Here is a 25,714-nt window from a genome sequence, read left to right on the forward strand (position 1 = left end):
GGCCGAGGGATTATTGGCCGGCCTGCTTAATGAAGCGGTCAGTACGGCCAGCCCACCAGTCCTCCTTCCAGGAAACGTGCGTTCTCAAAACCTCGGGCGTCGAGGATGCGCTGGGCCTCCCAGGCGCGCACGCTCAACGTGCAGTACGGGACCAGCGCCTTGTCCCGGGGCAGTTCCCCGGCCCGGTCCCGCAAGTTTGCCAGTGGTACGTGGATCACGTTGGGGAAAGGGGGAGGGTTCTTCCTGACTTCCCCCGGGGTGCGGACGTCAAGCAGCACGCAGTCTCCGTTCTCCAGGTGTTCGAGGATGCTTTCCGGGGTCAGGGTGCGCGCCTCGCCGGCGAGCTTGTTGCGCAGGGTGTTGGCGGCGTGGTGCAGGACGTCCATGGCCGTGTTGTACGGCGGGGCGTAGGCCAAGTCAAAACCGGCCAGGTCTTCGGCGGTGCCTTTCAAGCTCAGTGCGGCCGCCAGCACGTCCAGGCGCTTGTTCACGTTCCCGCCGCCTACCAGCTGTCCGCCCAGAAGCCGACCCGTATCCCGGTCGGCAATCAGCTTGACCACCTGCGGCTGGGATCCCGGGAAGAAGTGGGCGTGGTCGGCGCCGGAGACTATAACCGTATCCACCGGGTAACCGGCTTCCCGGGCTTGTCTTTCGGTCAGTCCGGTGCGCCCCACGGAGAAGTCGAATACCTTGAAGATCGCGGTTCCCAGCACCCCTGGAAAGGTCTCGCGTCCGCCTGTGAGGTTCGTGCCGATCACCCGGCCCTGCCGGTTCGCCACCGAGCCCATCGCGGCAAAAAGCACTTCCTCGGTGATGAGGTGCCGTTTCTGGGCGCAGTCCCCACCGGCATAGATGTCCGGGTCGCTGGTTTCCAGGTACTTATTCACGTTGACGGCCCCGCTGGGGCCGAGTTCCAGCCCGGCGTCCCGTGCCAGGGTAACGTTTGGACGGGCCCCGATGGCGACCGCCACCACGTCGGCGGAGTAGACGCCCTGGTCGGTGACCACCCGGCGCACCCGTCCCCGGTCCCCTTCAAAAGACCGGACCGTTTCTCCGGTGCTGACTTCAAGACCCCGGCGGCGCAGGTGTTTGGCCACCAGCGCGGCGACCTCGGGGTCGAGGAGGCCCGGCACGAGCTGGTCCCGGGCTTCGATCACCCGGACCTGAGGTTTGTCCCGTTTATCGTCCCGGCCCGGCTCCAAAAGGGATTCGGCCAGTTCCAGGCCGATCAGCCCCCCGCCAACGATCACCACCTGGGCCGCCCGTTCTTCCACCAACTGCTTGCGGATGGCGACCGCGTCGGGGAGCGTCCAGACCGGGTGCACCCCTTCCAGGTCGGAACCGGGAACGGGCAGGCGCAGCGGGACGCTGCCGGTGGCCAGGACCAGCTTGTCGTACGGCAGTTCATCCACCGTCCCGTTTTCCAGGTCCTTCACCTGTACCCGTTTGCGCGGGCGGTCGATATGCTCGGCGCGGGTGCGCACCCGCACTTCGATGTCTTTCACCGCCTTGAAGAATTCGGGGTCCCGGTTCACCCCGATCGGGCTTCCGACCAAGTACTGGAGTTCCGGACACTGGCCGCCGATGTAGTACGGAATCCCGCAACTCGCGTAGGATACCAGCTCCCCCTGCTCGACGATGGTGATGCGGGCGCGCGGATCGCGGCGCCGCGCGCGGGCGGCCGCTTTCGGGCCGGCGGCGACACCCCCGATGACCACGATGCGGGTGGGTTCAGTCATACAGAACATACCTCCTTGCCGGCTTTTCGGGTTTTATATGAGCATGCCCCCGGCGGGCCGGAATATCAAGGAAGACGTTGGGAAGTGCATTCGTCGGTCGGCGGCCGACCACCGATCCGGCGGAGGTGCGGGAGGCGCTTCAATCCCGGGTTACATAGAACGGACTCCGGGTGTGCATAATGAGGTCACAGAATCTGGAGGGGGTGAAGGAGCCGTGGGCGAAGGCATTTTCGTCGTCGGCATCCTCGTCGAAGACCGGGCGAACCGCGGGCCGGAGGTGCAAAACGTCCTGACCCGGTTCGGATCCAAGATCTTGAGCCGTAACGGGATTCCCGACCCCACCCGTTCCCGGGGCATCATCACGGTGACCATGCAGTCCGAGCGGGAAGACAGTGAGAAGTTCACGGCCGAGCTGCAGGAGATTAACGGAGTTTTGGCCCGGGGGATCTATCTCGGCAACGCCTTAAACTGAGGTACAGGCTATGGTGCAAAGCGGCTGATGACCTGCGGCGTGATGTACACTTCCACCACCGCGGCGGCGACCAAGAGCGGCGTGACCACCCGCAACAGGAATCCCAGGCGCTCAACAACTCCAGGGGTCGCCCGCTTTTTGAGCCGCAAAGCGGCGATGGCCAGCGCCAAACCGGCAGCCAGAAAAATGGCGGGGAGTTCGATGACCCCATGGGGGGCGATTCCGGCCACGAAAGCCGCAGGCGGCAATCCGGCTTCAACCAAGTGCCGGGCCAGGAACCCGACCAGAACACCGTTCACGGCCAGGATAAACACGGCCGGCAAAGCGAAAACTGCGTGGCCGAAGACCACCAGCAAGGCGGCGACGGACAGGTTCTTCAGAAAAATGAAAGCGGACAGCGCCAGGTGCTCTGCCTGGGGGTTCAGGTCCATGGTCTTCTCAGCCGCCGCGAGCAGGTTTTCGAGCGACGGCACCAGCAGAGGGGCGAATACCTGAGAATAGGCCCAGCCGGCGGCCGTGCCGGCCGCAAAGACCAGCAGCGCTGCGAGGAATCCGGTTCCAAGATGAAAGCGGGTCATTTCTTGCACACCTCTTTAGTTCCGCCGGGGGCTTTGGAGGTTACATTATTCAGGGAAGGGCCGAATACCTGCCCGGCGTGAGGAAAAAATTAGTCGGTAGGAGGCATCTTTCATTGGACGAAGGCACTTTCTATCTTCCGTCAAGCTCTGACATGGACCACCCCCTCGACGACCCGGAAACGGTCGAAGCCCCCGGCGACGTTACCACTGAACGTGAGAACCGGCGCCGGGCGCGGGCGCTCCGCGAATTTGGCACGACCACGATCCCGGCCGTGAAGAGCAACATCCACACCATGATCATCGTCGGCCAGATCGAAGGTCACATGGTGTTGCCCAACCAGAACAAAACCACCAAGTACGAACACCTGCTCCCGCAGTTGGTGGCGCTGGAGCAGCACCCGGACATCGAGGGCATCCTGGTGGTCTTGAACACGGTCGGCGGGGATGTCGAGGCCGGACTGGCCATCGCCGAAATGCTGAGTTCCATTTCCAAGCCCACCGTCTCGCTGGTGCTGGGCGGGGGACACAGCATCGGCGTCCCGATCTCGGTATGCACCTCGTATTCCTACATTGCCGAAACGGCCAGCATGACCATCCATCCCATCCGCATCACCGGACAGATCCTGACCGTGCCCCAGACTTTTGAGTATCTGGAGAAAATGCAGGACCGCGTGGTGCGGTTCGTGGTCAAGCACTCCCGGATCACCGAAGCGCGGTTCCGCGAACTCATGTTCCGGACGGGGGAGCTGGCCCGGGACATCGGGACGGTGCTCATCGGCAAAGAGGCGGTGGACTGTGGCCTGATCGACGAAGTGGGGGGGATCGGGGCGGCGATGCGCAAACTGAACCGCTTGATCGAGGAGCGCCGCAGCGGCACGCCGGGCGGTCCGAGGGGAGGCCCGCTGCAGTGATCCTCTGGACGATCGCGGATCTGGACACCGTGATGAGCCAAGCCACGGCCGAAGCGGAGCCGCCGTTGGAGAACGCGGTGGTGGACGGTGTGCCGGTGCTGGTCAGGCGCACCCCGGAGGGCGTACGGACCATCGACCGGGTGTTGAGTACCGACCCCTACCAATTCCTGAGGCCTGAACTCGCCCCCGGCCGTACACTGCATTTATAGGAAAATACACATCCGCAGACAACCAAACAATACCCCGCCGCGGCCGGGCGCGCCTTACTGCGGCCCGCGCGCCGGGTTTTCGGCTGACTGCGGACAAAAAATCACTTCATTTCGTCGACCCCAGCCGTCATTACTTGCCGGCCTTTTCATAGAGCTGATAGAAATAACCCGGAACCTCACCCATGACTCCCGTCTGGGTTACGAAGTAGGCCAGAATAAACTGCGCACCTATGAAGACAAACAAGACAATAAGCAGTCCGTATTCGATCACCTGTCCCCTTTCGTCACCCAACAAACCAAAAAGCGCCCGCCACATTCAGTCTTCACCTCCTTGCCGTTTCACATTTGTACGGGAGAACGGTCTCGAAACGCATACGCTGGGCCCCTTGCGGTTTATTACCTAAAATAAAAAACAATTCGCCGAAAGATCACTCAATCCTTCCTTTTGTGAACGGTTTTTTTCACCTGTGAGGGGGAATCCGGATGTTTGTCTCGAAAACCATGACTGCTATTACCGAGTTCGACGGGCGCCGGCGCAAACGGGTGATCGTCGAGTGATGGGCGCCTGGATTCCGGGTGGCAGGCAATTCAAGGGGAGGTGTACCGGTTTTGGCCCTGCTTTCTCTGGATGAGTTCACCCTGCTGGCCGGACAATTGGTCGATGAGGTTCCGCCGCGCCTCTGCCGGGACTTGAACGGCGGATTTTCGGTGTTGCCTGAACAAAAGCGGGACCAGGAGTTTTTCATCATGGGGGAGTACATTGAAGACGGCTTGCTCGGCAGCTTTGTAGTCCTCTACTACGGTTCCTTTGCGGCCGTCTTGGGGGATGAACCCCAAGAGTCTTGGGCGGGAGAGCTGCGGGAAACAATCTGGCATGAATTGCGCCACCACCTGGAGTCCCTGGCGGGGGTGGACGATCTCACCCGCGAGGAAATGGAGGCGTTGGCCCGGTTCCGGGAAGGCCGACCGGGCCCGGAGCGTTGAAGCTAATCGCGAGGGTAGCGAGGGGCGGGTAATAAATCCGGTCCCGGGCGCATAACCGATCAAGTATCTAGTTTTTTGGAGGGATCGCAGAAATATGTCCAGCGGGGTCCACAGGCTGTCGGCCGCGTTGGTCTGCCTGCTGCTGCTGGTTTTCAACGCCGGTTGCGGGGGTTTTGCCGGGAAACCCCAAGCACCGGGAACCGGCAAGATAGTGGTGATCGCCACCATTTTCCCGTTGGCCGATGTGACTAAGCATATTGGGGGTGACCGGGTGGAGGTGTCCACCCTTTTGCCCCGGGGGGCGAGTCCCCACACTTTTGAGCCTACACCGCGCCAGATGGAGCAGATGACCGGCGCGCGGCTGATCATCCAGGTGGGGGCCGGGCTCGACGACTGGGCCGGAAAACTCGCCGGGGCGGCCGGCAAGGACCACCTCCGGGTAGCCGTCACCGAAGGGCTGCCTCTGCGCGCCGGCGGGCCCCAGCACGCGGAATGCGTGGGGCACGACCACGGACACGAAGGTGAGCGGCATACGGACTGCGCGGGTCACGCCCAAGGGCCCGACCACGACCACGATACGGAAGGCCCGGGTCACGCCGACGGGCACGACCACGACGCCTGTCCGGCGCCGGAGGCCGCCGCGGCGGATTCGGCGCCCGAGTTCGCCGACCCGCACGTCTGGCTTGACCCGGTGCTGGTCCGGGACGAGATCGCCCCCCGAATCTTCTTTGCCCTCCGCCGGGCCGCGCCGGAACATACGGACTACTTTGCCGCCAACCTGCAATCCTACCAGGCTGAACTGACCCGGCTGCACGAAGACATCGCCGCGTTGACCGCCGGGCTTGAAAGCCGCAGTTTCATCGCTTACCATTCGGCCTGGGGTTACTTTGCCGACCGGTATGGGTTGGTGGAAGCCGCCACGGTCGAGGAAGCGCCGGGCAAGGAGCCTTCGCCGGGCTGGATTATGGCGGTGGTGGAGACCGCCAGGGTCCACCGGGCCGGGGCGATTTTCGCCGAACCCCAGTTCAGCACCAAGGCCGCCGAGGTGATCGCCGCCGAGTACGGCGCCCGGGTGTTGATCCTGGATCCGCTGGGCGGGGAGAACATCCCCGGCTACGACAGCTACACCGGCCTCATGCGTTCAAATGCGGGGGTATTGGCCGAGGGTCTTTCGCGGGTGGACTAACGGCTATCCTGCACCACCTGGACCTGCTGGACGCCGAGATCGACAAGTTTAAACGGGCGGCGGCCCAGACCCCCGAGGACGGTGAGCGGTCGCCCTGGATCCAGGAACCGGGTCGTCCTGTTTTGACTGTTTTCGCCGCTTGACCCTTTACGAGCCGAATAAGCATGGTATAATGTTCGGAGTTTATTCGGACAGGGGGGACGGCGGTCTTTGAATCCATTTGAGGGCATTGTCATGGGCATCGTCCAGGGGCTCACCGAGTTCCTGCCGGTTTCCAGTTCCGCGCACCTGGTGCTGGTGCCCTGGCTTTTTGGATTCGAAACCCCCGGCCTCGTCTTCGACGTCGCCCTGCACCTCGGCACCCTGGCCGCCGTTTTGGTCTACTTCTGGCGGGACTGGCTCCGCCTGTTCCGTGCGGGCCGCCGCGGCTTCAGCACGGCCGACGGCCGGTTGTTCTGGTTCCTGGCGTTGGCCACCATTCCCGGAGCCGTGGCCGGGTACTTCCTGGAGGACATCGTGGCGACCACCCTGAGGGCGCCGGTCCTGATCGGGATACTGTTGATCGTGATGGGCGGGGTCCTGTACCTGGCCGACCGCTACGGCGGGCAGGTCAAGCGGCTGATGGACATCCGGTTCGGGGACGCCATGGCCGTCGGGTTTTCGCAGGCGCTGGCGATCATCCCCGGGGTGTCGCGGTCGGGAATCACCATGGCCGCCGCCCGCCTGCGGGGCGTGGAGCGGGCCGCGGCCGCGCGCTTTTCCTTCCTGCTGTCCACCCCGATCATTTTTGGCGCCGGCGTGACGCAAATGATCAAGATGGACCCCGACCTTCTGAACCTGTCTTTCGCCCTCGGGGTGTTTACCTCCGCAGTGGTCGGATTTCTGGCGATCTGGTTTTTGATCGCCTGGGTCTCGCGGCACAACTTCAACATTTTTGTCATCTACCGGGTGCTGCTCGGTTCGACCGTGATCGCCGTCGCCCTGGTGCGCGGTTGAAAACAAAGGCGGCCCGTCATCCGGGCCGCCGGCAGAAGCTGACTGGTGCAGTGATTTCTTGGCCGCATCCTGCGACTGTTCCTCCGTCCCCTCGCGGGCGGGCAGCCGGTTGTGGTTTTGTCAGTGCAGTGATTTCTTGGCCGCATCCTGCGACTGCTCCAGGATCTTTTTAAGCTCCTCCTGGCGTTCCTCGCTGAACACTTCTTCCACCGCCAGGGTGTAGTCCGCCACCTTCTCACTGATGAATATGGGGGCCACGCTTCTCAAAGCCAGCGCCACAGCGTCGCTGGGGCGCGCGTCCACGACCGAATGGAAATCCTTTTTCAAAATGTGGAGCTGGGCGTAGTAGGTGCCCTCGCGGACATCATTGATCACCACTTTGGTCACGGTTCCACCGAACTCGTCGCACAGAGTCTTTAGCAGGTCGTGGGTGAGCGGGCGGGGAGCCGAGCCACCCTCCAGGGCTACCGCGATCGCGTGGGCCTCGAAGTGGCCGATCCAGATCGGCAACACCTTCAGTTCGTCGTCATCAACCAGCAGGAGCACCGGGTTCATGGAGAGGTCGAAGGCGATTTCCTTTACTTTGACCGGGATCACAACCTCACCTCCCTTGGACTTTGGAAGACCCGGAACGGCCTTTGTGCCGGTACCGTGTGCGGTCAGCGGTTCCACTTTTGTGGTTTTTGATATTCCAAGCTCGCTAGTATTATACCAGTGGAGCCTATTCCAGACAACTGGAAAGGATTTTCCCGGTGTTCGCCGAAGTCTCAAAGGCGAGGTGTTGAGGCGTGGGACTTTACCGTCAGCTTAAACGGGAGGTCCGGTACGAAGTACTGGGTTTGATCCTGGCCGCGGTGGGCGTGTTAACCCTCTTGAGCCTGTACAGTTCCTCGGTGGGCGTGTTCGGCAGCCTGGTAGGGCGCGGGTGCCGGACCCTGGCCGGGGAGGGGGCTTTCGTGTTTCCTTTGCTCGCCGGATACTGGGGGTTGAAGCTGCTCCGGGACCGCAACCCGGCCAAATACCCCGGCAAGCTCTACGGCAGCCTGGTGGGCTTTTTGGTGTTGGTGACGGCGTTGCACCTGGTATCGGTCGGACCCGAGGGCAGCTTCCGGACCGTGGTCGGCGCGGGCGTCAACGGGGATGGGGGCGGGGTGTTGGGCGCCGTACTGGGCTGGCTGGCGTACAACTGGTTCGGCTACGCGGGCAGTGCGATCATCCTGGTGGCCGCCGGCCTGGCGGCGCTCACCATGTTCACGGAACTGCCGGTGTCGGCGCTGGGGAAAAGCGTGGGGCGGCGTTTGGCGGGCGGTGCCCGCGGCGGGTGGGGCCGGGTTCAGAACTTCGTTTATACCGATGAGCGGCCGGTCCCCGGTCCGCAACCGTTGATTCTGGACCACACGGCACCCAAAACGGAACCGGAAGCGCCGGTCGTGCCAAACGAAACACCCGAACGGTTAAAGGAGCAACGCACCGGTTCCCCCCGGGTGGAACCGGTGGAACGACAGGTTTCCCTGAATGAAATCACCACCTACCGTCTTCCGCCGGTGGACATCCTCTCGCGCCCCCGGGTGAAGGGCGCGGTGAAGAAGGCCGAAGACATCACCGCGAACGTGCGCGTTTTGGAGGAAACACTGGAGAGTTTCGGGGTCAAGGCCAAAGTGGTGCAAGTCTCGCGCGGGCCCGCGATCACCCGGTACGAAGTTCAGCCGGCCGCGGGCGTCAAGGTGAGCCGGATCGTCAGCCTTTCTGACGACATCGCCCTGGCGCTGACCGCCCCGGCGGTCAGGATCGAGGCGCCCATCCCCGGCAAGGCGGCGGTGGGGATTGAGGTGCCGAACAAGGAGATTACCCTGGTCCCGCTCCGGGACCTTCTGGAGACCAAGGAGTTCAAGCAATCCGTCTCCCGCCTGACCCTGGCTCTCGGCAAGGATATCGCCGGCAGCCCGGTGGTCGCCGACCTGGCGATGATGCCGCACCTCCTGATTGCGGGCGCCACCGGTGCGGGGAAGAGTGTCTGCCTTAACACGCTTATTTGCAGTCTCCTGTTCAAGAGCAGCCCCGAAGAAGTGAAGCTTCTGCTGGTCGACCCCAAGATGGTGGAACTGACCAACTACAATGGTATCCCGCACCTTCTGTCCCCGGTGGTGACCAATCCCAAGAAGGCGGCGATCTCCTTGAAGTGGTTGGTCCGGGAGATGGAGCGCCGTTACGAGCTGTTCGCGGCGGCGGGAGTGCGCGACATCGGGCGGTACAACAGTGTATTGCGGGCGGGCGCTCCGGGAGAGGAACGCGTCCACCTGCCGCTGATCGTCGTGGTGATCGACGAGCTGGCGGACTTAATGATGGTAGCGCCCAGCGACGTTGAGGATTCCATTGTCCGTCTGGCCCAGATGGCGCGGGCCGCCGGAATCCACCTGGTGATCGCCACCCAGCGCCCTTCGGTGGACGTGATCACCGGGTTGATCAAGGCGAACATCCTTTCCCGGATCTCTTTCGCCGTTTCATCCCAGATTGACTCACGCACCATCCTGGACATCGGGGGTGCCGAGAAGCTGTTGGGGCGCGGGGACATGCTCTTCCTGGCCGCCGGCAGCTCCAAGCCGATCCGGCTCCAGGGCGCCTTTCTCTCGGATAAGGATGTGGAAGCATTGGTTGATTTCCTGAGGAAGCAGGCAATACCGGAGTTTGACGAGGAATTGTTCGACGGGGCGGAAGAGGAGGAGGAATCCGGTTCCGAGGACGAGTTGTTCCCCCGGGCGGTGGAGATCATTGTGCGGACCGGGCACGCGTCCATTTCCCTGCTGCAGCGCCGCATGCATATCGGTTACGCGCGGGCGGCCCGGCTGATTGACGCCATGGAGAAGAAGGGGATCGTGGGAGGGTTTGAAGGAAGCAAACCGCGGGCAGTGCTGATGAGTCCCGAACAGTACCAGCAGTATTTCCGTTCCAAAATGCCAAATTGACCGAAAATAGCGAATATGTTATAGTCAGCTGAGTCGATTTGTGAGGCGGCGCAAACAATAGGGCTGTGCGGTGTGATCGTTGCAGTGGCGGTATCCCCAAAAGGCTCCCGACCTGGAGGTGGGTTGCTTTGTCCTTGGGACAGGTACTGAAGGAGGCAAGGGAGGCCCGCGGCCATTCCCTTGACCACGCCGAAGAGGAAACTAAAATCCGCAAGAAGTACCTGGCCGCCCTGGAGGAGGAGCAGTACCATGTGCTGCCGGGAAGGGTCTACACCAAGGCTTTCCTGCGCACCTACGCCCGCTTTCTGGGGTTGGACGCGGACTCGGTGCTGGCCGAATTTCGGGCGCGAAATCCCCTGGAAACCAGGGAGGCGGCGGCCGAGGACCGGGCCGCTGTCCCAGCGGAAGGAAGGAAGAAGTCGGTGTTTAGAAGGTTTTTGCTGTCGGCCGGGGTGATCGTTCTGCTGGTGGTCTTCAATTCGCTCTACGGAGCGATACGCGGCGGTTGGTCGGTTTCCGAAGCGCCGCCTTCCGGTCCGGGTGTCGGCGTGCAAAACCCGCCCGCGGTCGAGCCGGAGCCGGTTCCCGAGGAAAAACCGGAACCGCCGGCGGTTATCGAGGGGCTGGACCTCGTGCTTCAGGTGGTGGACGGTTCATGCTGGATGCGGGTCAGCGTCGACGGCCAGCAGGCCTTCGAGGGGATGGTGCCCGCCGGACAGACAATGAGTTTCAAGGCCGAGGAGATCATCGGCCTCCGGCTCGGCAACGCCGGAGCCGTGCTGGTTCAATTGAACGGTGAGGATCTGGGGCGCTTGGGTCAGCGGGGCGAGGTTGTAAGTCGTGAATTTCCCGTGGAAAGTTGAGGCTCCCCGTATTGCCCTGGTGAGCCTCGGTTGCGACAAGAACCGGGTGGACGGCGAAGTGATGCTGGGATTGCTGGAGCGGGCCGGCTGCCGGATCGCGGCCGAGCCGGAGGCCGACGTTATCCTGGTGAATACGTGCGCCTTCATCCAAGAGGCCAAGCAGGAGTCCATCGACGCCATTCTCGAGGCGGCCCGGTACCGGGAGGAGGGCCGCTGCCGGGTGCTCCTCGCCACCGGATGTCTGGCCCAGCGGTATCCCGGTGAGCTCTTGCGCGACCTTCCCGAACTGGACGGGGTGGTGGGCACCGGCGAGATCGGCCGGGTGGTGGATATTGTGCGGCGGGCGGCGGCCGGAGAGAGGGTCCGGGAAGTCGGCCCGCCCGGTTTTTTGGGCCGTGACGTGCTGCCGCGCGTGCCCGGCGGGTCACCCTTTACCGCCTATCTCAAAATCAGCGAGGGTTGCGACAACCGTTGCCTGTACTGCGTCATTCCCCAATTGCGCGGTGCTCACCGCAGCCGGCGACCATCCGTTCTGGTCCGGGAAGCGCGGTCCCTGGCGGCCGGAGGCGCCCGGGAAATCGTGCTCGTGGCCCAGGACACGACCCGGTACGGTTCGGACTTGCCGGAAGAGACGAGTCTCGCCAGCCTGGTGTCCCAACTGGCGGTCCTGGACGGGGTGGCCTGGGTCCGGCTGCTCTACTGCTACCCAAGCGGGATCACCTTCGACCTGGTGGAGTTGATGGCCCGGGAGCCGCGCCTTTGCCGGTATCTGGACATCCCGCTGCAGCACGCCGGCGACCACGTGCTGCGGCGGATGGGCCGGAACATGATGGGTTACGACTTGCGCAAGCTGATCCTTTTTTTGCGCAGCGCCGTCCCCGGCCTGACCATCCGCTCGACGTTCATGGTCGGTTTCCCGGGGGAAACGGAAGACGACTTCGAGGAGTTGCTCGATTTTCTTCAGGCGATGAAACTCGACCACGCCGGGTTCTTTGCCTATTCCCGGGAAGAAGGAACTCCCGCGGCTCTGCTCCCGGACCAGATACCGCCGGAGGTGAAACGGGAACGCTTGGAGCGAGCCGCGGCGGTGCAGCGGGCAGTGTCCCACGCCGTGAACCGGGCCCGGGTGGGTTCCGAGGTCACCGTACTGGTGGAGGGCAAAAAGGGCGGACAGCACTACGGGCGATCCGAGGGGGACGCCCCGGACATTGACGGCCGGGTTTTCCTGAACGCGGCGGTCGACCTGGAACCCGGCACTTTCGTGCGCGCCCGCGTCACCGGCGCCGGGCCCTATGACCTGCGGGCCCGGGTTATTTCCACCCTCCCCTTGTAAGCCCCCGCTCCGGCAGGGTTTTCATGAAGCAACAAACCCTTTCAACAATCAGTGCTGGGTTTGATGACGATAGAACGTTGTGTTATAATGCATCGGGTAATAGGCGGGGAAGGAGCGGTTGGATGCGGTGGGAGTGGCACGGTTTCAAGCTGAAAATCATTGCTCTGGCCCTGGCGGCCGGACTGGTGGTTCTTCTGGGCGGACACTGGGCGTACAAGAGCTACGGGTACAACCAGCCGTTGGTTCAGGCACTTGGGGAAGACAGTGCCGTGGAGTCCTTTGAAATCGAGGACAAGCCCCCGGTGCTGCGGGTCACGGTGCAGGTCAACCGGACCGGGAACCTGATGGAGACCTACCAGCGGTTGGACCGCCGCGTCAAGCAGTCGGTTTCCAACCGTCCGTACGAGCTAGTTATCAAAGACAACCGGAACGCCCGGCTCGCTCAGGCTTACTACCGCAGCCAGTTTGCCGTCCACGAGGCCGTTATGCGGGGGAATTTCCGGGAAATGCTGGCGGTGGTGGAGGAGAACGCGCGAGAGGCGGGGGCCGAAGCCCGGGTTTTCATCGACAGTGACAATGTGTACGTCCAAATGGACGCGGTGGATCACCACCTGGCGGTGGTGATCCACCGCGGCCGGGCGGCCGACGATGTCTCAGTGAGAACCGGGGGTGGGCTCTATGTACAGAGAGGCTAGCATTGGTTTTGGCATCGCGCTGCTCATTTTTCTGGTGGTGATCGGCTATAATATCGGCCCCCTCGTTTTCCTGGGTGCGCTCGGCGGGATGCTGTACTACATGATGCGCTCCCGGGGGTTGGTGCGGACTTTTAACAAAGTGCCGTCCGAAAGCCAGGTGCAGGTGTCTTTTTGCGATGTGGGCGGGCAGGCGGCGGCCATCGGGGAGTTGCGGGAGGCTCTGGATTTCATCAAGGACCGGCAGGAAATCCGGCGCCTCGGTATTCGGCCCCTGAAAGGCATTCTGTTGACCGGGCCGCCCGGAACGGGCAAGACGCTTTTAGCCCGGGCGGCGGCCAACTACACCGACGCCGTGTTCATCGCGGCGAGCGGCAGTGAGTTTATCGAGATGTACGCCGGGGTCGGCGCGCAACGGGTGCGCAAGTTGTTCAAGACGGCCCGGGAGGCCGCCCAGAAACACAAAAAGAACTACGCCCTGGTCTTCATCGATGAGATCGACGTGTTGGGGGGTAAGCGGGGCCGAACTTCGAGCCACCTGGAGTATGACCAGACGCTGAACCAGTTGCTGGTGGAGATGGACGGCATCGACGTGGACGACGAAGTCCAACTGCTGGTGGTTGCGGCCACCAACCGGTCGGACATGCTGGATCCCGCCCTGTTGCGTCCCGGGCGGTTCGACCGCCAGGTGCGCGTGGATCTGCCCGACAAGGAAGGGCGCCTGGAGATCTTGCGCCTGCACACGCGCAACAAACCGCTGGCCGAAGACGTCAGCCTGCCCGAGTTGGCTCAAGACACCTTTGGGTTTTCCGGGGCCCACCTGGAGAGCCTGGCGAACGAGGCGGCCATCCTGGCGATGCGCGAGACGGCGAAAGAAATCACCCGGAGTCACTTCCAGGAGTCCATCGACAAGGTGATAATGGGCGGAAAGCTGGATCGGCGGCCTTCGGTTGAAGAAATGAAGCGCGTGGCCGTGCATGAAACCGGTCACGCCATGATCAGCGAACTGATGCGGGCCGGGTCGGTCTCCACCCTGACCATTACGCCGCGAGGCAGTGCTTTGGGGTATATGCGGCAAACCGCCGAGGACGACCGCTACCTGCACACCAGAGAGTACCTGGAAAACCAGATCGCGGTGCTGCTGGCCGGCGCGGTCGCGGAGGAAATCATGCTGGGTTCGCGCAGCACGGGCGCGGCCAGCGACATCGAACAGGCGGTGACGATCTCGGAGCATCTGATCCGTGGGGGGATGTCCGAACTCGGCTTTGTGAGCCTGGAGGCGCTCACCCTCGATACCAAGCAAAAAGCGACGAGTGAGATTTTGAAGAACCAGGAGAGCCGGGTCCGGGAGAACCTGACGCAACGGGAGGACGCCCTGCGGGTGATCGTGGAGCACTTGTTGGAGAATGAAAAAGTGACCGGCGAGGATCTGAGGGGGCTTTTAAACGGTGCAGCCGCTTGAGAAGCGGTTGCTTATTTCGCCTAGCTAGTTGCCAAATTCACAAACATCATTTATGCTATGCATAGGCTAATATTCTTCGTTTGGGTGTGTTTTTTCAATGCAGGCGGAAATAATCTGCACCGGGAGTGAACTCCTGCTAGGCTATGTTCAGAACACAAACGCCGACTACCTGGGACACGAACTGGCGACCCTGGGTATTGAGGTTGTTCTTCAGATCACGGTCGGTGATGATTGGAAACTAATGGAACAAACCGTCCGCGAGGCCCTGGAACGGGCGGACCTGGTAATTACCACCGGAGGCCTTGGGCCGACCACCGACGACATCACCAAGGACGTAATCGCCGCGGTACTCGGCGTGCCGATGGTCACCGACGACGAATCCCTGGTCCGGATGCGCGAATACTTTGCCCGGCGCGGCATCGAGATGCCGGACATCTTCATCCGCCAGGCGAGCTTCCCTCACGGATCGAAGATCATTCCCAACCACAAAGGCACGGCGCCGGGAGCCCTGATCGAGAGGGACGGCAAGGTGATCGTCATTTTCCCGGGTCCGCCGCGGGAACTGCGGGCGATGTTTGAGACTTCGGTGAAGCCGTACCTCCTGCAAGTCCCCGGCCGGGGCGAAGTGTTGCGGACCAGGGTGCTGAAGTTGACCAGCATCGCCGAGTATGTCGTCCAGGAAATCCTCAAGGAACTCGGTGAGCTGACAAACCCCGGCCTGGGATATCTTGCCATGCCGGGGGAGGTGCACCTGCGGGTGAATGCCCACGCCGTGGACCCGGCGGAGGCGGAGCGGATGGTCGGGGAACTGACGGAGAAGGTAACCGCCCTGGTAGGCGAGTACATTTTCGCCGTGGACGACGAGATCCCGGAAAAGACGGTGGGCGACCTTCTGTTCCGCAAGGGACTTACAATCTCCGTCGCCGAATCCTGTACGGCCGGGATGGCCGCGGCCCGATTCACCGACGTGCCGGGCAGTTCCCGGTACTTTGTCGGCGGGGTGGTGGCCTACGACAACCACCTCAAGCAGGAAGTGCTGGGGGTTCCGGCCGAGATTCTGGAGCGTTACGGCGCGGTAAGCGAACAAACGGCGGTCGCGATGGCCGAGGGCATCAGGCGGTTGACGTGTTCCGACCTGGGGTTGGCCATCACCGGAATCGCCGGTCCGCATGGGGGCACTACGGCCAAGCCGGTGGGGCTGGTCTACGTCGCGCTGGCCAGTGCGCGCGAGACATTATGCCGGCGGTTGTTGCTGCCCGGGGTGCGTAAGGCGGTCCGTATCGGCACGGTCAATTCTTCCCTGCGAATTGTAAAGAATTTCTTGAACCAGCAAGCCGAGTGAAGCAGGAATCCAGAATCCAGCAGTCAGAATCCAGCATTTGGAAGACAGAATAGGTACAATAATCTGGAGCCCGGAACAGAAGCCGTTTACTTAGAGCACTCTTTCCGGCCGTGGGGCCGAGCGTTCTCGTGCTGTTTTGCGGTGTTGGATCCGCTTTCGGAAACAGCCCGCAGTCAAGTGCTCTTTCACTAAGGGCCTTGTTTTTTTTCACGAAGGTGAAAAGTCTACCGCGTTTTCCTGACATTCCAAGTATATCTTTCCAAATATTCGCCTTTCGCTTACAATGGGTTTTAGAGAAAAAAAGGGAGGGGTACAAAACAATGATGGACCGGCAGAAGGCCCTGGAACTGGCCCTGGCCCAGATTGAGCGGCAGTTCGGCAAGGGTTCGGTGATGAAGCTGGGTGAGGCCGCCGGGAAACTGAGTGTGGAAGTGATCCCTACCGGTGCCCTGGCGCTGGATTTGGCCCTGGGGGTGGGCGGAATGCCCCGGGGGCGGGTGATTGAAATCTTCGGTCCCGAGGCTTCGGGCAAAACCACCGTGGCCTTGCACGTGATCGCCGAAGCCCAGAGAATGGGGGGCACCGCCGCCTTCATTGACGCGGAGCACGCGCTGGACCCCACTTACGCCCGGAAAATGGGTGTGGACATCGACAACCTCTTGATTTCCCAACCGGATACCGGCGAACAGGCCCTGGAGATTACGGAGGCCCTGGTCCGGAGCGGCGCGCTGGACGTGGTGGTGATCGACAGTGTGGCCGCCCTGGTGCCGCGGGCGGAGTTGGAAGGTGAAATGGGCGACATCCACGTCGGTCTCCAGGCGCGGCTGATGTCCCAGGCCCTGCGCAAACTGACGGCCGTCATCGGCAAATCGCGCACGGTGGCCATTTTCATCAACCAGATCCGGGAGAAGGTGGGCGTAATGTTCGGCAGTCCGGAGACCACCCCGGGCGGCCGGGCCCTGAAATTCTACTCCTCGATCCGGCTGGAAGTGCGCCGGCTGGAGGCGCTGAAACAGGGTGCGGAGACCGTGGGGGCCCGGGTGCGTGTCAAGGTGGTCAAGAACAAGGTGGCGCCGCCCTTCAAACAGGCCGAGTTCGATCTTCTGTACGGAGAGGGTATTTCCCTGTTGGGCAGCCTCCTTGACGTGGCCACCGACCTGCGGGTGGTGGCGAAAAGCGGCGCCTGGTACTCGTACGGCCAGGAGCGCTTGGGCCAGGGCCGGGAGAACGCCCGCGAGTTCTTGAAGGAGCATCCCGAGTTGGTGGACAAGATTTCGCAGCAGGTGAAGGAAATGCTCGGCAGTCCGGGCACCAAACTGGGGATGGCCGCCACCGGGGATGAGAAGGAAATCGAATAACAGGTACCGGCACCTGTTTGGCCTGGCTCTTCTCCTGGCCTTGATTCTGGGTGCCGGGTGTGAGCCGTTGGCTCCGGAGAACCGGGCGCGGGAAGAGGACGGGCTGGTTGCCGTCCGGGTGGTGCGGGTGGTCGATGGCGACACGCTGGTGGTGGCCTTGCCCGACGGCGCCGAGGAGCGCTTGCGGCTGATCGGGGTGGACACCCCGGAGATTTCAGAACCCCCTGAGCCATTTGGACTGGAAGCGGCCGCTTACGCCGCGGAACACTTGGACGGCCGGAGGGTGTTTCTGGAGACCGATGTGGCGCCGCGAGACCGTTACGGCAGGCTTCTGGGGTACTTATGGCTTGATAGTCCGTCCGGGCTTTCCGGAGAGGACCATGTGCGGGAAAAGCTCTTCAACGCGCGCTTGCTGCTCGACGGGTATGCGCAGTTGATGACCGTGCCGCCCAATGTGAAGTACGCCGATCACTTCCGGGAGTTCCAACGGGAGGCCCGGGAGAACGGGCGGGGACTCTGGGGGACGGCGGTGGACGAAGAGGATTCTTACATAGGAAACAGCAGCACCAGGCGTTTCCACCGTCCGGATTGCGCCAGCGCCGGGCGGATCGCACCCCAGAACCAAATCCGTTTCGAAACCAGGGCGGATGCGTTCAACTCGGACTATGAACCGTGCCGGATCTGCAAACCATAACCGGTGGAGCCTTGAAATGACGAATCCCATCGGCCGTTGAATTCACGACGGCCGGCCGGATTCTCAGGAAAATAAATCGCATTGCAGCCAGGATAACACCAGTATGATGATCAGGCGCTCTCCGCAAACTAAATGTTGAGGAGGGTTGCCAATGGCCAGACTACTCAGCGACGCTCTCAAGTACGAACTGGCCGCGGAGATGGGCGTGGCCCACAAGATTCAAGGCCGCGACTATGGAGAACTCACGTCCAGGGAGTGCGGCAACTTTGTGAAGTTGGCGCTCTTGAGGGCGGAGAAGGCGCGGCTGTAGGACTCTCCCGAACCGGAAGGCACCCCGCTAAAGGGGTGCCTTCCAGGCCTTCCTAAATGGTTTCTCTTTGTTTTCCGGCAGTTGAACCAGCAGGAAATTGCTCAAGCCAGCCGTTCGAGGAGCACCACAATACCCGTGGCTACGAAAACCGCCGGGAGGAGGTTGGCGACGCGGATGTTGGTCACTCCCAGGATGTTCAATCCGATGCCCAGGATCACGAGTCCTCCGGAGGCGGTGAGTTCGGCCACCACCCAGGGGCTCATGAAGCCGGCGGCCCAGACGGCCCCCAGGGTGATGCCCCCCTGGTAGATCAGGACCGGCACGGCCGAAAAAATGACTCCGATACCCAGGGTCGAGGCCATGATCACGGAGGCGATCCCGTCCAGCATCGCTTTGGCGTACAGCGTGGTCGGCCGGCCGGTCAGGCCGTCTTCGATCGCGCCCATTATCGCCATGGCGCCCACGCAGAATAGGATGGTGGAGGTCACAAAGGCACGGCCGATTTCGCCGCCGTTTTGGCCCCCTACCAGCTTTTCCAGGCGCCGGCCCAGGCGGTTGATCCAACCGTCGATGTCCAGGATTCCGCCGACGAGCCCGCCGAGCACCAGGCTGGCGATGACGATGAGCGGGTTTTGGGTTTCCAAAGCCATGTTCAGACCGATGAGGATGACTGCGAGTCCCAGACCCTGAACCACCGTGTCCTTGATCCGGTCGGGAATCCCCCGTTTCAGGGCCACGCCAAGCAGGGCGCCGGTACAGATGGCGGCGGCATTGACAATTGTTCCAATCAAATGATTCGTTGCTCCATTCCGAAAAAGGAGCCGAGCCCCTTCTGCAATATATAGATTATAGCCTGCTAGACATCGCTGAAAAAGGGGGACTGCCCCCCTTTTTGTTCGTTCGGTCCATTATAGCCGATCAGGCGCCCCGGCGCATCCGGAGTTTGTCGCCAAGGGCGGAGAAGTGCTCGTTCCAAACCCGGGCCCGGTCGTCTCCGGCCGCGGCCCGCCTCTCAAACTCGCCGTAGACGCGCTGCAAAAGTTCGTAGTAGATGTTCTGCACTTTCCAGAGGTCGACCGTGAAAGGCAGGGAGCGGGCCAGGCCCACGGCGGCGTTCAGGCCGGTGAGGGTGTCGAGGTCGTGGGGCTCCGCTTGAAGCCGCCCGGCCATCCGCTCCACCGTTTGCTCCAGCACGTAGTCAAGCCCGGCGGAGTCGAGCGGGACGGCGCAGTCCGCGGCCTGGTCCAGGAGGACGGCAATCCGCTTCAGGCTGAACTCTTCGTCGGCGAAGGCGCGGCGCAGGTCGGTGTTCAGCACGAACTCGGCCGCGGTGCGCAAGGCCTTGGGTTGCGGGATGCCCAGCGCCCCCAGGAACCGCATCAGCGAGGCGTGGTGCTCGTAAATATGGCGGTAGTTCGCTTCCAGGTCCGCCAGCGTGGGCGCCAAGATCTGTTCGAGGATCTTTCTTTGCTCGTCCGGGAACAAAAGCTTCAGCGAGTAGGGTATCCCCTCAAAGTACCGGTCAAGCCGGCGGATCACTTCGGGAATGGATCCTCCCTCGAACGCCGTCGTAACTGCCTGCACCATCGTCCGGTAGGCGTCCTCGTCCCGGTAGGCCCGGACGCCGGCGTTCAGGTTGTGGTCGCCGAAATGCAGCACTCCATAGCTCAAGGCGGTGCTTTCCCGGGTAACCTCGGAGGTCACCCGGGCCTGCCCCACGGTCAGCCTGATTCTCCCGGACGAGAGGCTATTGTGGTCCAGGCGTTCCACACGGTAGCAGTAAATGCGGGAGTGCGGCGCATAGTCTTCGAACAGCGAGCTGATGGCGTAGTGCGCCCCCACTTGCGGCAGGTTCACCATTGCCGGCCGGACGTGTTGCTCGTACAGGTGGGCCCCGTTACGGTATTCGGACACGTTGCTCTGGGCCCGGCCGATGATCTCCAGGAAGGGGGATTCGAAGTCTTCGTCAAAGAGTTCCCGGGCAAGCTGAATCACGCGGCCGGCATACCGCAACGACTGTACCGTCTGGAGTTCCGCGAGGTCGTCAAAAAACCAGCCGCAGCTTGTGCCCATCAGCAAGATGTGCCGTTGCATCTCCAGGAGCTTCAGCGCGGTTACCGACTCTGTCTCGTCAAACAAGCGCACACCATGTTCCGCCAGGAACCGCCCGATGTTCTCCGGTGAACGGTCCAGAATCACCCCGATGTATCCGTTCCGCGCGTGCCAGGGATGCTTGAAGAAGGTTTGCGCTTCTTCTTCGTAACGGGGGGCCAATGTGTCCGCAAGCCAGTCCAGCGCCTCCCGCAGGGGTCGGCGCCAGGCCTGGTTCCAGGCGGGCCTCGCCCCGCTGTGGCAGCCGCAGTCGTCCCGCCAGCGCTCGATGCCGTGAGCACAGCTCCAGGAGGTGTTCTCGGCGATTTCCACCTCGTAGGCCGGGGGGTGCAGGGCCAGGTATTCGGAGTAGTTGGTGAGCCGGGCCGTGCCGGTGGCCTCAATCCGCCGCAGCGCGAAAGCCAAAGCCATATCTCCGTGCCGGTGGTGGTGGCCGTAGCTTTCACCGTCGGTGGCGATGTGCACCAGTTGGGGGCGGTCGCGGGAGCGGTCGAAACCGTGCTGCAGCCGGTCGGCGAATTGCTCCCCGTTGGAAAGCAGCCCCTCAAAGGCTACGCTGCGGGCGATGACGGCATCGTAGAAAAACAGGTCTATGGAGCGGCCCGTGTCCAGGTTCAGCCGGTAGGGCCTTGAAGGGTCAACAGTGTCCGGTCCGACCGTTTCCCAGTGCCCGGCGCCGATCGGCCTAACCTGCCGGGCCTGGTGCGGGGCCAAAATGGTGAACTTGATCCCGTGCTCCGCCAGCACGTCAAGGGTCTCCAGGTCCACGGCGGTCTCAGGCAGCCACATCCCGGCCGGCTTCCGGCCGAAACGGTGCTCGAAATCACGGATTCCCCAGACCACCTGGGTCTCTTTGTCCCGGCGGCCGGCCAGGGGCAGAATGGGGTGGCTGTAAGGCTGGGCGAGCGCCGAGCCGTGGCCGGAAAAGAACCGCCGGCTGTCCCGGTCGGCCTCGAGCACCGCCCGGTAAACGTCGGGCGCCCCGGTTTCCAGCCAGGCCAGCAGGGTGGGCCCGAAGTTGAAGCTGATCCGGGAGTAGTTGTTTACGATCTCCCTGATCCGGCCGTCCTGGTCCAAAATGCGGGAGGCGGCATTGGGGGCGTAGCACTCGTGCGTGATCCGTTCGTTCCAGTCGTGGTAGGGCTGGGCCGATTCCTGGATGTCGATGGCCTCCAGCCACGGGTTTTCCCGCGGCGGCTGGTAGAAGTGTCCGTGGATGCAAATGTACCGTTTCGCCTTCATCGTCACACACCCAAACTGGATGAACCAAAAATTCGGAATCGGGGAGGCCGGTATAGGCCCTATTATGCCCGTTCAAGAGGCAAAAATCGTGGTGCGTCCCGTCGTCCGTGCCCGCGAAGCCGATGATCACGAAATCCTCGCCTGAGGACTCCGGGGCTCCAGAGAGAACCAGTAAAAGGTGTGCGGGCCCAGGGTGAAAAAGTACGGCTGCTCATCAACCGGGGGAAACTCCGTGCGGCCGAACATTTCGACCGGGATCATGCCCCGGTGGGCGGCGAGGTCAAGCTCCACACCCTGCACGAGGCGGGAGAGGTTGGCGATCACCAGGATCAGTTCGTCCTCGTAACGGCGCAAATAAGCCAGCACCTTGCGGTTTTCGGGATCAAGGAACTCCAGGCTGCCCCGCCCGAAAGCCTTGTGGCGCTTGCGCAGCGAGATCAGGCGCTTCATCCACGACAGCAGGGAATGCGGGTTGTTCTGAAGCGTCTCGACGTTGACCGCTTTGTAGTGATACTCCGCATCGGCGATGACCGGCAGGTACAACTGCTGGCTCTTGGCTTTGGAAAATCCCGCGTTGCGGTCGGGACTCCACTGCATCGGCGTGCGCACCCCGTTGCGGTCGCCCAGGTAGATGTTGTCGCCCATGCCGATCTCGTCGCCGTAGTAGATGACCGGGGTTCCCGGCAGGGAAAAGAGCAGGCTGTTTATCAGCTCGATGCGCCGGCGGTGGTTTCCGAGCAGCGGGGCCAGGCGCCGGCGGATGCCGAGGTTGATCCGCATCCGGGGGTCGGGCGCGTAGACGCGGTACATGTAGTCCCGTTCCTCATCGGTGACCATCTCCAGGGTCAGCTCGTCGTGGTTGCGCAGGAAGAGCGCCCACTGGCAGGTCTCCGCGATCGGGGGCGTTTGCGCCAGGATGTCCACGACCGGAAAACGGTCCTCCATGCCAAGCGCCATGAAGAGGCGCGGCATCAGGGGAAAATGAAAGGCCATGTGGCACTCGTCCCCCAGGTAGGCGACGATTTGCTCGGGCCACTGGTTGGCCTCGGCCAGGAGCATGCGGTTTCCAAAGCGCCCGTCGACGTGGCGGCGCAACTCCTTCAAGAAGGCGTGGGTTTCCGGCAGGTTCTCGCAAGTTGTGCCGTCCTCCTCGTACAGGTAGGGCACGGCGTCCAGGCGCAGCCCGTCCACCCCGATTCCCAGCCAGAAGTCGAGCACCTTGAAAATGGCTTTCCGGACCTTGGGGTTGTTGTAGTTCAGGTCCGGCTGGTGCGCGTAGAACCGGTGCCAGTAATAGGCGCCGGCCACCGGGTCCCAAGACCAGTTCGAAGTCTCGAAGTCCTTGAAGATGATCCGCGCTTCCCGGTATTTCTCCGGAGTGTCGCTCCAGACGTAGAAATCGCGCCACGCACTGCCCGCCTTCGCCCGACGGGCGCGCTGGAACCAGGGGTGCTGGTCCGAGGTGTGATTGCACACCAGTTCGGTGACGACGCGCAAACCACGGCGGTGGGCCTCCCGGACGAAGAACTTGAAGTCCGCGAGCGTTCCGTACGACGGGTGGACGGCCGTGTAGCCGACGATGTCGTAGCCGTCGTCCTTCAAGGGGGAAGGGTAGAAGGGCAACAGCCAGACCGCGGTCACCCCCAGGTCCTGGATGTAGTCAAGCTTCTCCGCCAGCCCCCGGAAGTCACCAGTGCCGTCGCCGGAGCTGTCGAAAAAGGCCCGCACGTGAAGCGCGTACAGGATGGCGTCCTTGTACCAGAGCGGGTTTTGGTCGCGCACCGGGCCGGCCTTCGGTTTTTCCAGCGCCAAAAGCCTTATCACTCACTTTCCAAAAGAAATAGTTAATGACAGAAATCGGCCAGACACATCGGTCTGGACTCTATTGTGTTCGTTGCGCAAGGCACGGATTCCTGCCGGCTCCCGAAGGCGAGGGTGGAGGTAATTGTTTGATTCGGCTTGGCCGCAGTGGGTAAGAATAACAAGAGCAACGGGGGAGGCATCGAAATCGACATGGAAATCACGGACCGGATGACAACATTGTACGACGACTTGGACCAAGCGGCGGAGAACATCGGGCAGATCCCCATCGAGGAGGCCTCGGACTACGACCGGGTGCTGCAACTCTTTTTCAACCGGTCGCGCCGCACCTTCCGCGCCGTCAAGCTCCTGGCCGAACACGGGTATGGAGAACAATCACTGATTCTGGTGCGGACGCTGTACGAGGATACCGTGAATCTCCTGTACATCAGTACCAATCCGGACCGTTTGGCCAAGCTCTTCCTGGAGTACGCGCACTTCAGGAACTTCAAGTACCTTCAGTATCTGCAGGAGCACTACCCGGACTCACTCAAGCTCGAGGGTTCCGATACGCTGCACACCTTGATCCATGAATATGAGCGGGTCAAACAGAACTACCCGCGGGGCGACAGTTGGAGCGGTCATTCCATCGGCCAACTCGCGCGGACCCTGAATCTGGACGGGCTGCACGAGACCCTGTACAAAATCACCAGCGACCTCGCCCACGGCAATGTCGCCGGGGTGTACCACTTCCTGGTCACCAAAGACAACCGGACCATCGGAGTGCAAAGCGGGACCAGCCTTGACTACGCCACCCAGTCGGTGATTCTGGCCGTCGAGTGTTTCCGGCTGATCCTGAATGAAGTCAACCGCCATTTCAAGCTGCCGTTCGACGAGACCCTGGAGCACACGCGCCGGGGACTGGCCGCCTTGTCGCACTAGACCGGGGCCGGGGTTCCCCCCGTCAGGCCCCACCAGATCAGGGCCAGCCCGGTGCCGAGCATCAGAAAGCTGACCGTCAGGTTCAGGCAACCGAGCCGTTCCGGCCGGCTGAACACCCGGTCGCGCCCCCGGTGCCCTCGCCTGGATTCAATAATCCGGGCCGGGAAGCGCATCTGAAGTATCCCGAGGATCAGAAAAGCCAAGCCCAGCAGCACCGGCGCCAGCAGGACCACCTCCTTCCCAGCCAACATAGTTTGCGGCGGCCGCGAGAATCCAGAAGCCGGAATTCCTCTTGCCATTATCCTCCGGCACTAACCTCTTCTTTTTCGGTTTGGTGTGGATGTTTGCACGATAGGTTTAATGTTTCCACCCCCAAGCGGATAACTCCTTATACGTCGGCACAACCGGCACAACCGGCACGCGGACCTGGGTTCCGACAAGGAAGGCGAACACAGCATGTACGCCAAACACAGCACCTCCCACATCCGCCGGGAGACCCGGGGTGTTTACCTGGCGGCCGGCTGCGTAGAAATGTAGCAGTACAACAAGGCGGGTGGTGTGCGGGTGAGAGTATTGGCTCCCGGACTCAAGCCGCATGACCTGATCGGCATCGTCGCCCCGGCCGGACCGTTGCTTGACAACGGCGTGCTGGACAAAGGGCTTCAAACGTTGCACACTCTGGGCTTCCGGACCACGGTGGGTCGGCATGCCCTTGCCGCCTCCGGCTACCTGGCCGGTTCGGACGCCCAGCGGGCCGCCGATTTAATGGAGATGTTTTCCCGGCCCGAGGTGCGGGCGATAGTCTGCCTCCGCGGCGGTTACGGCACCATGCGGCTTCTGGACGATATCGACTACGATTTGATCCGGAAAAACCCCAAAATCCTGGTGGGGTTCAGTGACATTACCGGGTTGCACCTGGCCATCCGTAAGCGCTGCGGATTGGTCACCTTTCACGGACCGATGGTGTCGACCGACTTCGGGAAGCAGTTGTCCACCTTTACGCGGGAGCAGTTTCTAAGAGTTTTGACGGCCGGCGCCGGTCCCAGACCGATCACAAACCCTCCGGACGGGCCGCGGCCGGTGACCGTCACTCCCGGCCAAGCCAGGGGGGAGTTGGTCGGCGGCAATTTGACCCTGGTGACTGCGCTTTTGGGGACTCCGTTTGAAATCGAAACCCGCGGCCGGATTCTCTTTCTCGAAGAGGTGGGAGAAAACCCGTACCGGTTGGACCGGATGCTTAGCCAACTCCGTCTGGCCGGCAAGTTGACGGCGGCAGCCGGGGTGATCTTCGGCGAATGTGAGGACTGCGGGAGCGGCCCGGGCGGGCAGGGTTCCAGTGTGGCGCACGTCCTCAAGGACCGGCTGGGGGACCTTGGCCTCCCCTGCTTTTACGGACTGGCGATCGGTCACGGAACCCACCGGGCGACGCTGCCCCTGGGAGTGACGGCCACGATGGACGCCGACCGTCACACTCTGCACCTGAATGAGCCGGCGGTGCGCTAGGTCCGGCGGCGCGTTAGGGCCGG

Annotated in this window: 24 protein-coding genes and 1 pseudogene; 17 read left to right on the forward strand and 8 right to left on the reverse strand. The window is 62.4% G+C overall.

The window, feature by feature from the left end:
• Positions 1-38 precede the first annotated feature (38 nt).
• Positions 39-1,739, reverse strand: a complete 1,701-nt coding sequence (locus AB1402_00285) for an FAD-dependent oxidoreductase (GenBank protein ID MEW6540042.1) — start codon at positions 1,737-1,739, stop codon at positions 39-41.
• A 214-nt stretch (positions 1,740-1,953) separates the two neighbouring features.
• Here AB1402_00285 and AB1402_00290 point away from each other — a divergent pair, with 214 nt between their 5' ends.
• Positions 1,954-2,211, forward strand: coding sequence for a hypothetical protein (locus AB1402_00290; protein MEW6540043.1), 258 nt, complete (start codon positions 1,954-1,956; stop codon positions 2,209-2,211).
• Between the two features lie 8 nt (positions 2,212-2,219).
• Here AB1402_00290 and AB1402_00295 read toward each other — a convergent pair whose 3' ends face one another.
• Positions 2,220-2,789 carry a stage II sporulation protein M gene (locus tag AB1402_00295; GenBank protein MEW6540044.1) on the reverse strand — a complete coding sequence of 190 codons (570 nt, stop codon included), beginning with the start codon at positions 2,787-2,789 and terminating at the stop codon, positions 2,220-2,222.
• A 113-nt stretch (positions 2,790-2,902) separates the two neighbouring features.
• Between AB1402_00295 and AB1402_00300 the strand changes: the two genes are divergently transcribed.
• On the forward strand, positions 2,903-3,700 hold the full coding sequence (locus tag AB1402_00300) for an ATP-dependent Clp protease proteolytic subunit (GenBank protein ID MEW6540045.1): 798 nt from the start codon (positions 2,903-2,905) through the stop codon (positions 3,698-3,700).
• Complete coding sequence (locus tag AB1402_00305) at positions 3,697-3,909, forward strand: YlzJ-like family protein (GenBank protein MEW6540046.1); 213 nt, start codon at positions 3,697-3,699, stop codon at positions 3,907-3,909. The genes AB1402_00300 and AB1402_00305 overlap by 4 nt, the downstream gene beginning before the upstream one ends.
• 130 nt (positions 3,910-4,039) lie before the next feature.
• Here AB1402_00305 and AB1402_00310 read toward each other — a convergent pair whose 3' ends face one another.
• Entirely contained in the window at positions 4,040-4,225 is a 186-nt protein-coding gene (locus AB1402_00310) for a hypothetical protein (protein ID MEW6540047.1), read from the reverse strand.
• 293 nt (positions 4,226-4,518) lie between these two features.
• On the opposite strand from AB1402_00310, the gene AB1402_00315 reads away from it, so the two are divergent.
• The 3 genes from AB1402_00315 (at position 4,519) to AB1402_00325 (ending at position 7,075) form a co-directional block, all read left to right on the forward strand.
• Positions 4,519-4,893 carry a metallopeptidase family protein gene (locus AB1402_00315; protein ID MEW6540048.1) on the forward strand — a complete coding sequence of 125 codons (375 nt, stop codon included), beginning with the start codon at positions 4,519-4,521 and terminating at the stop codon, positions 4,891-4,893.
• Between the two features lie 94 nt (positions 4,894-4,987).
• On the forward strand, positions 4,988-6,079 hold the full coding sequence (locus tag AB1402_00320) for a metal ABC transporter substrate-binding protein (GenBank protein MEW6540049.1): 1,092 nt from the start codon (positions 4,988-4,990) through the stop codon (positions 6,077-6,079).
• 210 nt (positions 6,080-6,289) lie between these two features.
• Positions 6,290-7,075: an undecaprenyl-diphosphate phosphatase gene (locus tag AB1402_00325; GenBank protein ID MEW6540050.1), complete on the forward strand. Its 786-nt coding sequence runs from the start codon at positions 6,290-6,292 to the stop codon at positions 7,073-7,075.
• A gap of 120 nt (positions 7,076-7,195) precedes the next feature.
• On the opposite strand, the gene AB1402_00330 is transcribed toward AB1402_00325, so the two are convergent.
• Positions 7,196-7,672 carry a bifunctional nuclease family protein gene (locus tag AB1402_00330; GenBank protein MEW6540051.1) on the reverse strand — a complete coding sequence of 159 codons (477 nt, stop codon included), beginning with the start codon at positions 7,670-7,672 and terminating at the stop codon, positions 7,196-7,198.
• 191 nt (positions 7,673-7,863) lie between these two features.
• Between AB1402_00330 and AB1402_00335 the strand changes: the two genes are divergently transcribed.
• The 9 genes from AB1402_00335 (at position 7,864) to AB1402_00375 (ending at position 18,092) form a co-directional block, all read left to right on the forward strand.
• A complete protein-coding gene (locus AB1402_00335) occupies positions 7,864-10,038 on the forward strand; it encodes a DNA translocase FtsK 4TM domain-containing protein (GenBank protein ID MEW6540052.1) in 2,175 nt (724 codons plus the stop codon).
• Between the two features lie 128 nt (positions 10,039-10,166).
• Positions 10,167-10,901, forward strand: a complete 735-nt coding sequence (locus tag AB1402_00340) for a RodZ domain-containing protein (protein MEW6540053.1) — start codon at positions 10,167-10,169, stop codon at positions 10,899-10,901.
• Positions 10,879-12,234, forward strand: a complete 1,356-nt coding sequence (gene rimO / locus AB1402_00345) for a 30S ribosomal protein S12 methylthiotransferase RimO (protein MEW6540054.1) — start codon at positions 10,879-10,881, stop codon at positions 12,232-12,234. The genes AB1402_00340 and rimO overlap by 23 nt, the downstream gene beginning before the upstream one ends.
• Positions 12,235-12,356: 122 nt before the next feature.
• The gene (locus tag AB1402_00350; GenBank protein MEW6540055.1) at positions 12,357-12,929 is read left to right on the forward strand and encodes a hypothetical protein; all 573 of its coding nucleotides are present in this window, start codon (positions 12,357-12,359) and stop codon (positions 12,927-12,929) included.
• Positions 12,913-14,388, forward strand: a complete 1,476-nt coding sequence (locus AB1402_00355) for an AAA family ATPase (GenBank protein MEW6540056.1) — start codon at positions 12,913-12,915, stop codon at positions 14,386-14,388. Before AB1402_00350 ends, AB1402_00355 begins: the two co-directional genes overlap by 17 nt.
• A gap of 97 nt (positions 14,389-14,485) precedes the next feature.
• Positions 14,486-15,730, forward strand: coding sequence for a competence/damage-inducible protein A (locus AB1402_00360; GenBank protein MEW6540057.1), 1,245 nt, complete (start codon positions 14,486-14,488; stop codon positions 15,728-15,730).
• Positions 15,731-16,050: 320 nt separating this feature from the next.
• On the forward strand, positions 16,051-17,088 hold the full coding sequence (recA, locus tag AB1402_00365; GenBank protein ID MEW6540058.1) for a recombinase RecA: 1,038 nt from the start codon (positions 16,051-16,053) through the stop codon (positions 17,086-17,088).
• Entirely contained in the window at positions 17,069-17,782 is a 714-nt protein-coding gene (locus AB1402_00370; protein ID MEW6540059.1) for a thermonuclease family protein, read from the forward strand. Before recA ends, AB1402_00370 begins: the two co-directional genes overlap by 20 nt.
• Positions 17,783-17,933: 151 nt before the next feature.
• Entirely contained in the window at positions 17,934-18,092 is a 159-nt protein-coding gene (locus AB1402_00375) for a small, acid-soluble spore protein, alpha/beta type (GenBank protein MEW6540060.1), read from the forward strand.
• Positions 18,093-18,193: 101 nt separating this feature from the next.
• Here the strand turns inward: AB1402_00375 and AB1402_00380 are convergent, their stop codons facing one another.
• The 3 genes and pseudogenes from AB1402_00380 to treS form a co-directional block, all read right to left on the reverse strand.
• Complete coding sequence (locus AB1402_00380) at positions 18,194-18,883, reverse strand: DUF554 domain-containing protein (GenBank protein MEW6540061.1); 690 nt, start codon at positions 18,881-18,883, stop codon at positions 18,194-18,196.
• 127 nt (positions 18,884-19,010) lie between these two features.
• Positions 19,011-21,446: a DUF3536 domain-containing protein gene (locus AB1402_00385; GenBank protein ID MEW6540062.1), complete on the reverse strand. Its 2,436-nt coding sequence runs from the start codon at positions 21,444-21,446 to the stop codon at positions 19,011-19,013.
• Positions 21,447-21,596: 150 nt separating this feature from the next.
• Positions 21,597-23,228, reverse strand: a pseudogene (gene treS / locus AB1402_00390) (maltose alpha-D-glucosyltransferase).
• A 231-nt stretch (positions 23,229-23,459) separates the two neighbouring features.
• On the opposite strand from treS, the gene AB1402_00395 reads away from it, so the two are divergent.
• Entirely contained in the window at positions 23,460-24,188 is a 729-nt protein-coding gene (locus AB1402_00395) for a DUF5677 domain-containing protein (GenBank protein ID MEW6540063.1), read from the forward strand.
• Here AB1402_00395 and AB1402_00400 read toward each other — a convergent pair.
• A complete protein-coding gene (locus AB1402_00400; GenBank protein ID MEW6540064.1) occupies positions 24,185-24,439 on the reverse strand; it encodes a hypothetical protein in 255 nt (84 codons plus the stop codon). The two genes, AB1402_00395 and AB1402_00400, sit on opposite strands and share 4 nt — an antisense overlap.
• Positions 24,440-24,752: 313 nt before the next feature.
• Here AB1402_00400 and AB1402_00405 point away from each other — a divergent pair, with 313 nt between their 5' ends.
• Positions 24,753-25,691, forward strand: coding sequence for an LD-carboxypeptidase (locus tag AB1402_00405; GenBank protein MEW6540065.1), 939 nt, complete (start codon positions 24,753-24,755; stop codon positions 25,689-25,691).
• Positions 25,692-25,714 lie beyond the last annotated feature (23 nt).

It is taken from the genome of Bacillota bacterium (genome assembly GCA_040757205.1).
In the GTDB taxonomy this organism is placed as follows: Bacteria; Bacillota; Desulfotomaculia; order Desulfotomaculales; family Desulforudaceae; genus Desulforudis.

What these genes read in the sequence shown, in the direction of transcription:
- recA (MEW6540058.1), top strand. Translation starts at nt 16,051, where the DNA reads ATGATGGACCGGCAGAAGGCCCTGGAACTGGCCCTGGCCCAGATTGAG.
- AB1402_00355 (MEW6540056.1), top strand. Translation starts at nt 12,913, where the DNA reads ATGTACAGAGAGGCTAGCATTGGTTTTGGCATCGCGCTGCTCATTTTT.
- AB1402_00285 (MEW6540042.1), bottom strand. Translation starts at nt 1,739, where the DNA reads ATGACTGAACCCACCCGCATCGTGGTCATCGGGGGTGTCGCCGCCGGC.
- AB1402_00375 (MEW6540060.1), top strand. Translation starts at nt 17,934, where the DNA reads ATGGCCAGACTACTCAGCGACGCTCTCAAGTACGAACTGGCCGCGGAG.
- AB1402_00295 (MEW6540044.1), bottom strand. Translation starts at nt 2,789, where the DNA reads ATGACCCGCTTTCATCTTGGAACCGGATTCCTCGCAGCGCTGCTGGTC.
- AB1402_00350 (MEW6540055.1), top strand. Translation starts at nt 12,357, where the DNA reads ATGCGGTGGGAGTGGCACGGTTTCAAGCTGAAAATCATTGCTCTGGCC.
- AB1402_00400 (MEW6540064.1), bottom strand. Translation starts at nt 24,439, where the DNA reads ATGTTGGCTGGGAAGGAGGTGGTCCTGCTGGCGCCGGTGCTGCTGGGC.
- AB1402_00395 (MEW6540063.1), top strand. Translation starts at nt 23,460, where the DNA reads ATGGAAATCACGGACCGGATGACAACATTGTACGACGACTTGGACCAA.
- AB1402_00370 (MEW6540059.1), top strand. Translation starts at nt 17,069, where the DNA reads ATGAGAAGGAAATCGAATAACAGGTACCGGCACCTGTTTGGCCTGGCT.
- AB1402_00385 (MEW6540062.1), bottom strand. Translation starts at nt 21,446, where the DNA reads ATGAAGGCGAAACGGTACATTTGCATCCACGGACACTTCTACCAGCCG.
- AB1402_00360 (MEW6540057.1), top strand. Translation starts at nt 14,486, where the DNA reads ATGCAGGCGGAAATAATCTGCACCGGGAGTGAACTCCTGCTAGGCTAT.
- AB1402_00310 (MEW6540047.1), bottom strand. Translation starts at nt 4,225, where the DNA reads ATGTGGCGGGCGCTTTTTGGTTTGTTGGGTGACGAAAGGGGACAGGTG.
- AB1402_00320 (MEW6540049.1), top strand. Translation starts at nt 4,988, where the DNA reads ATGTCCAGCGGGGTCCACAGGCTGTCGGCCGCGTTGGTCTGCCTGCTG.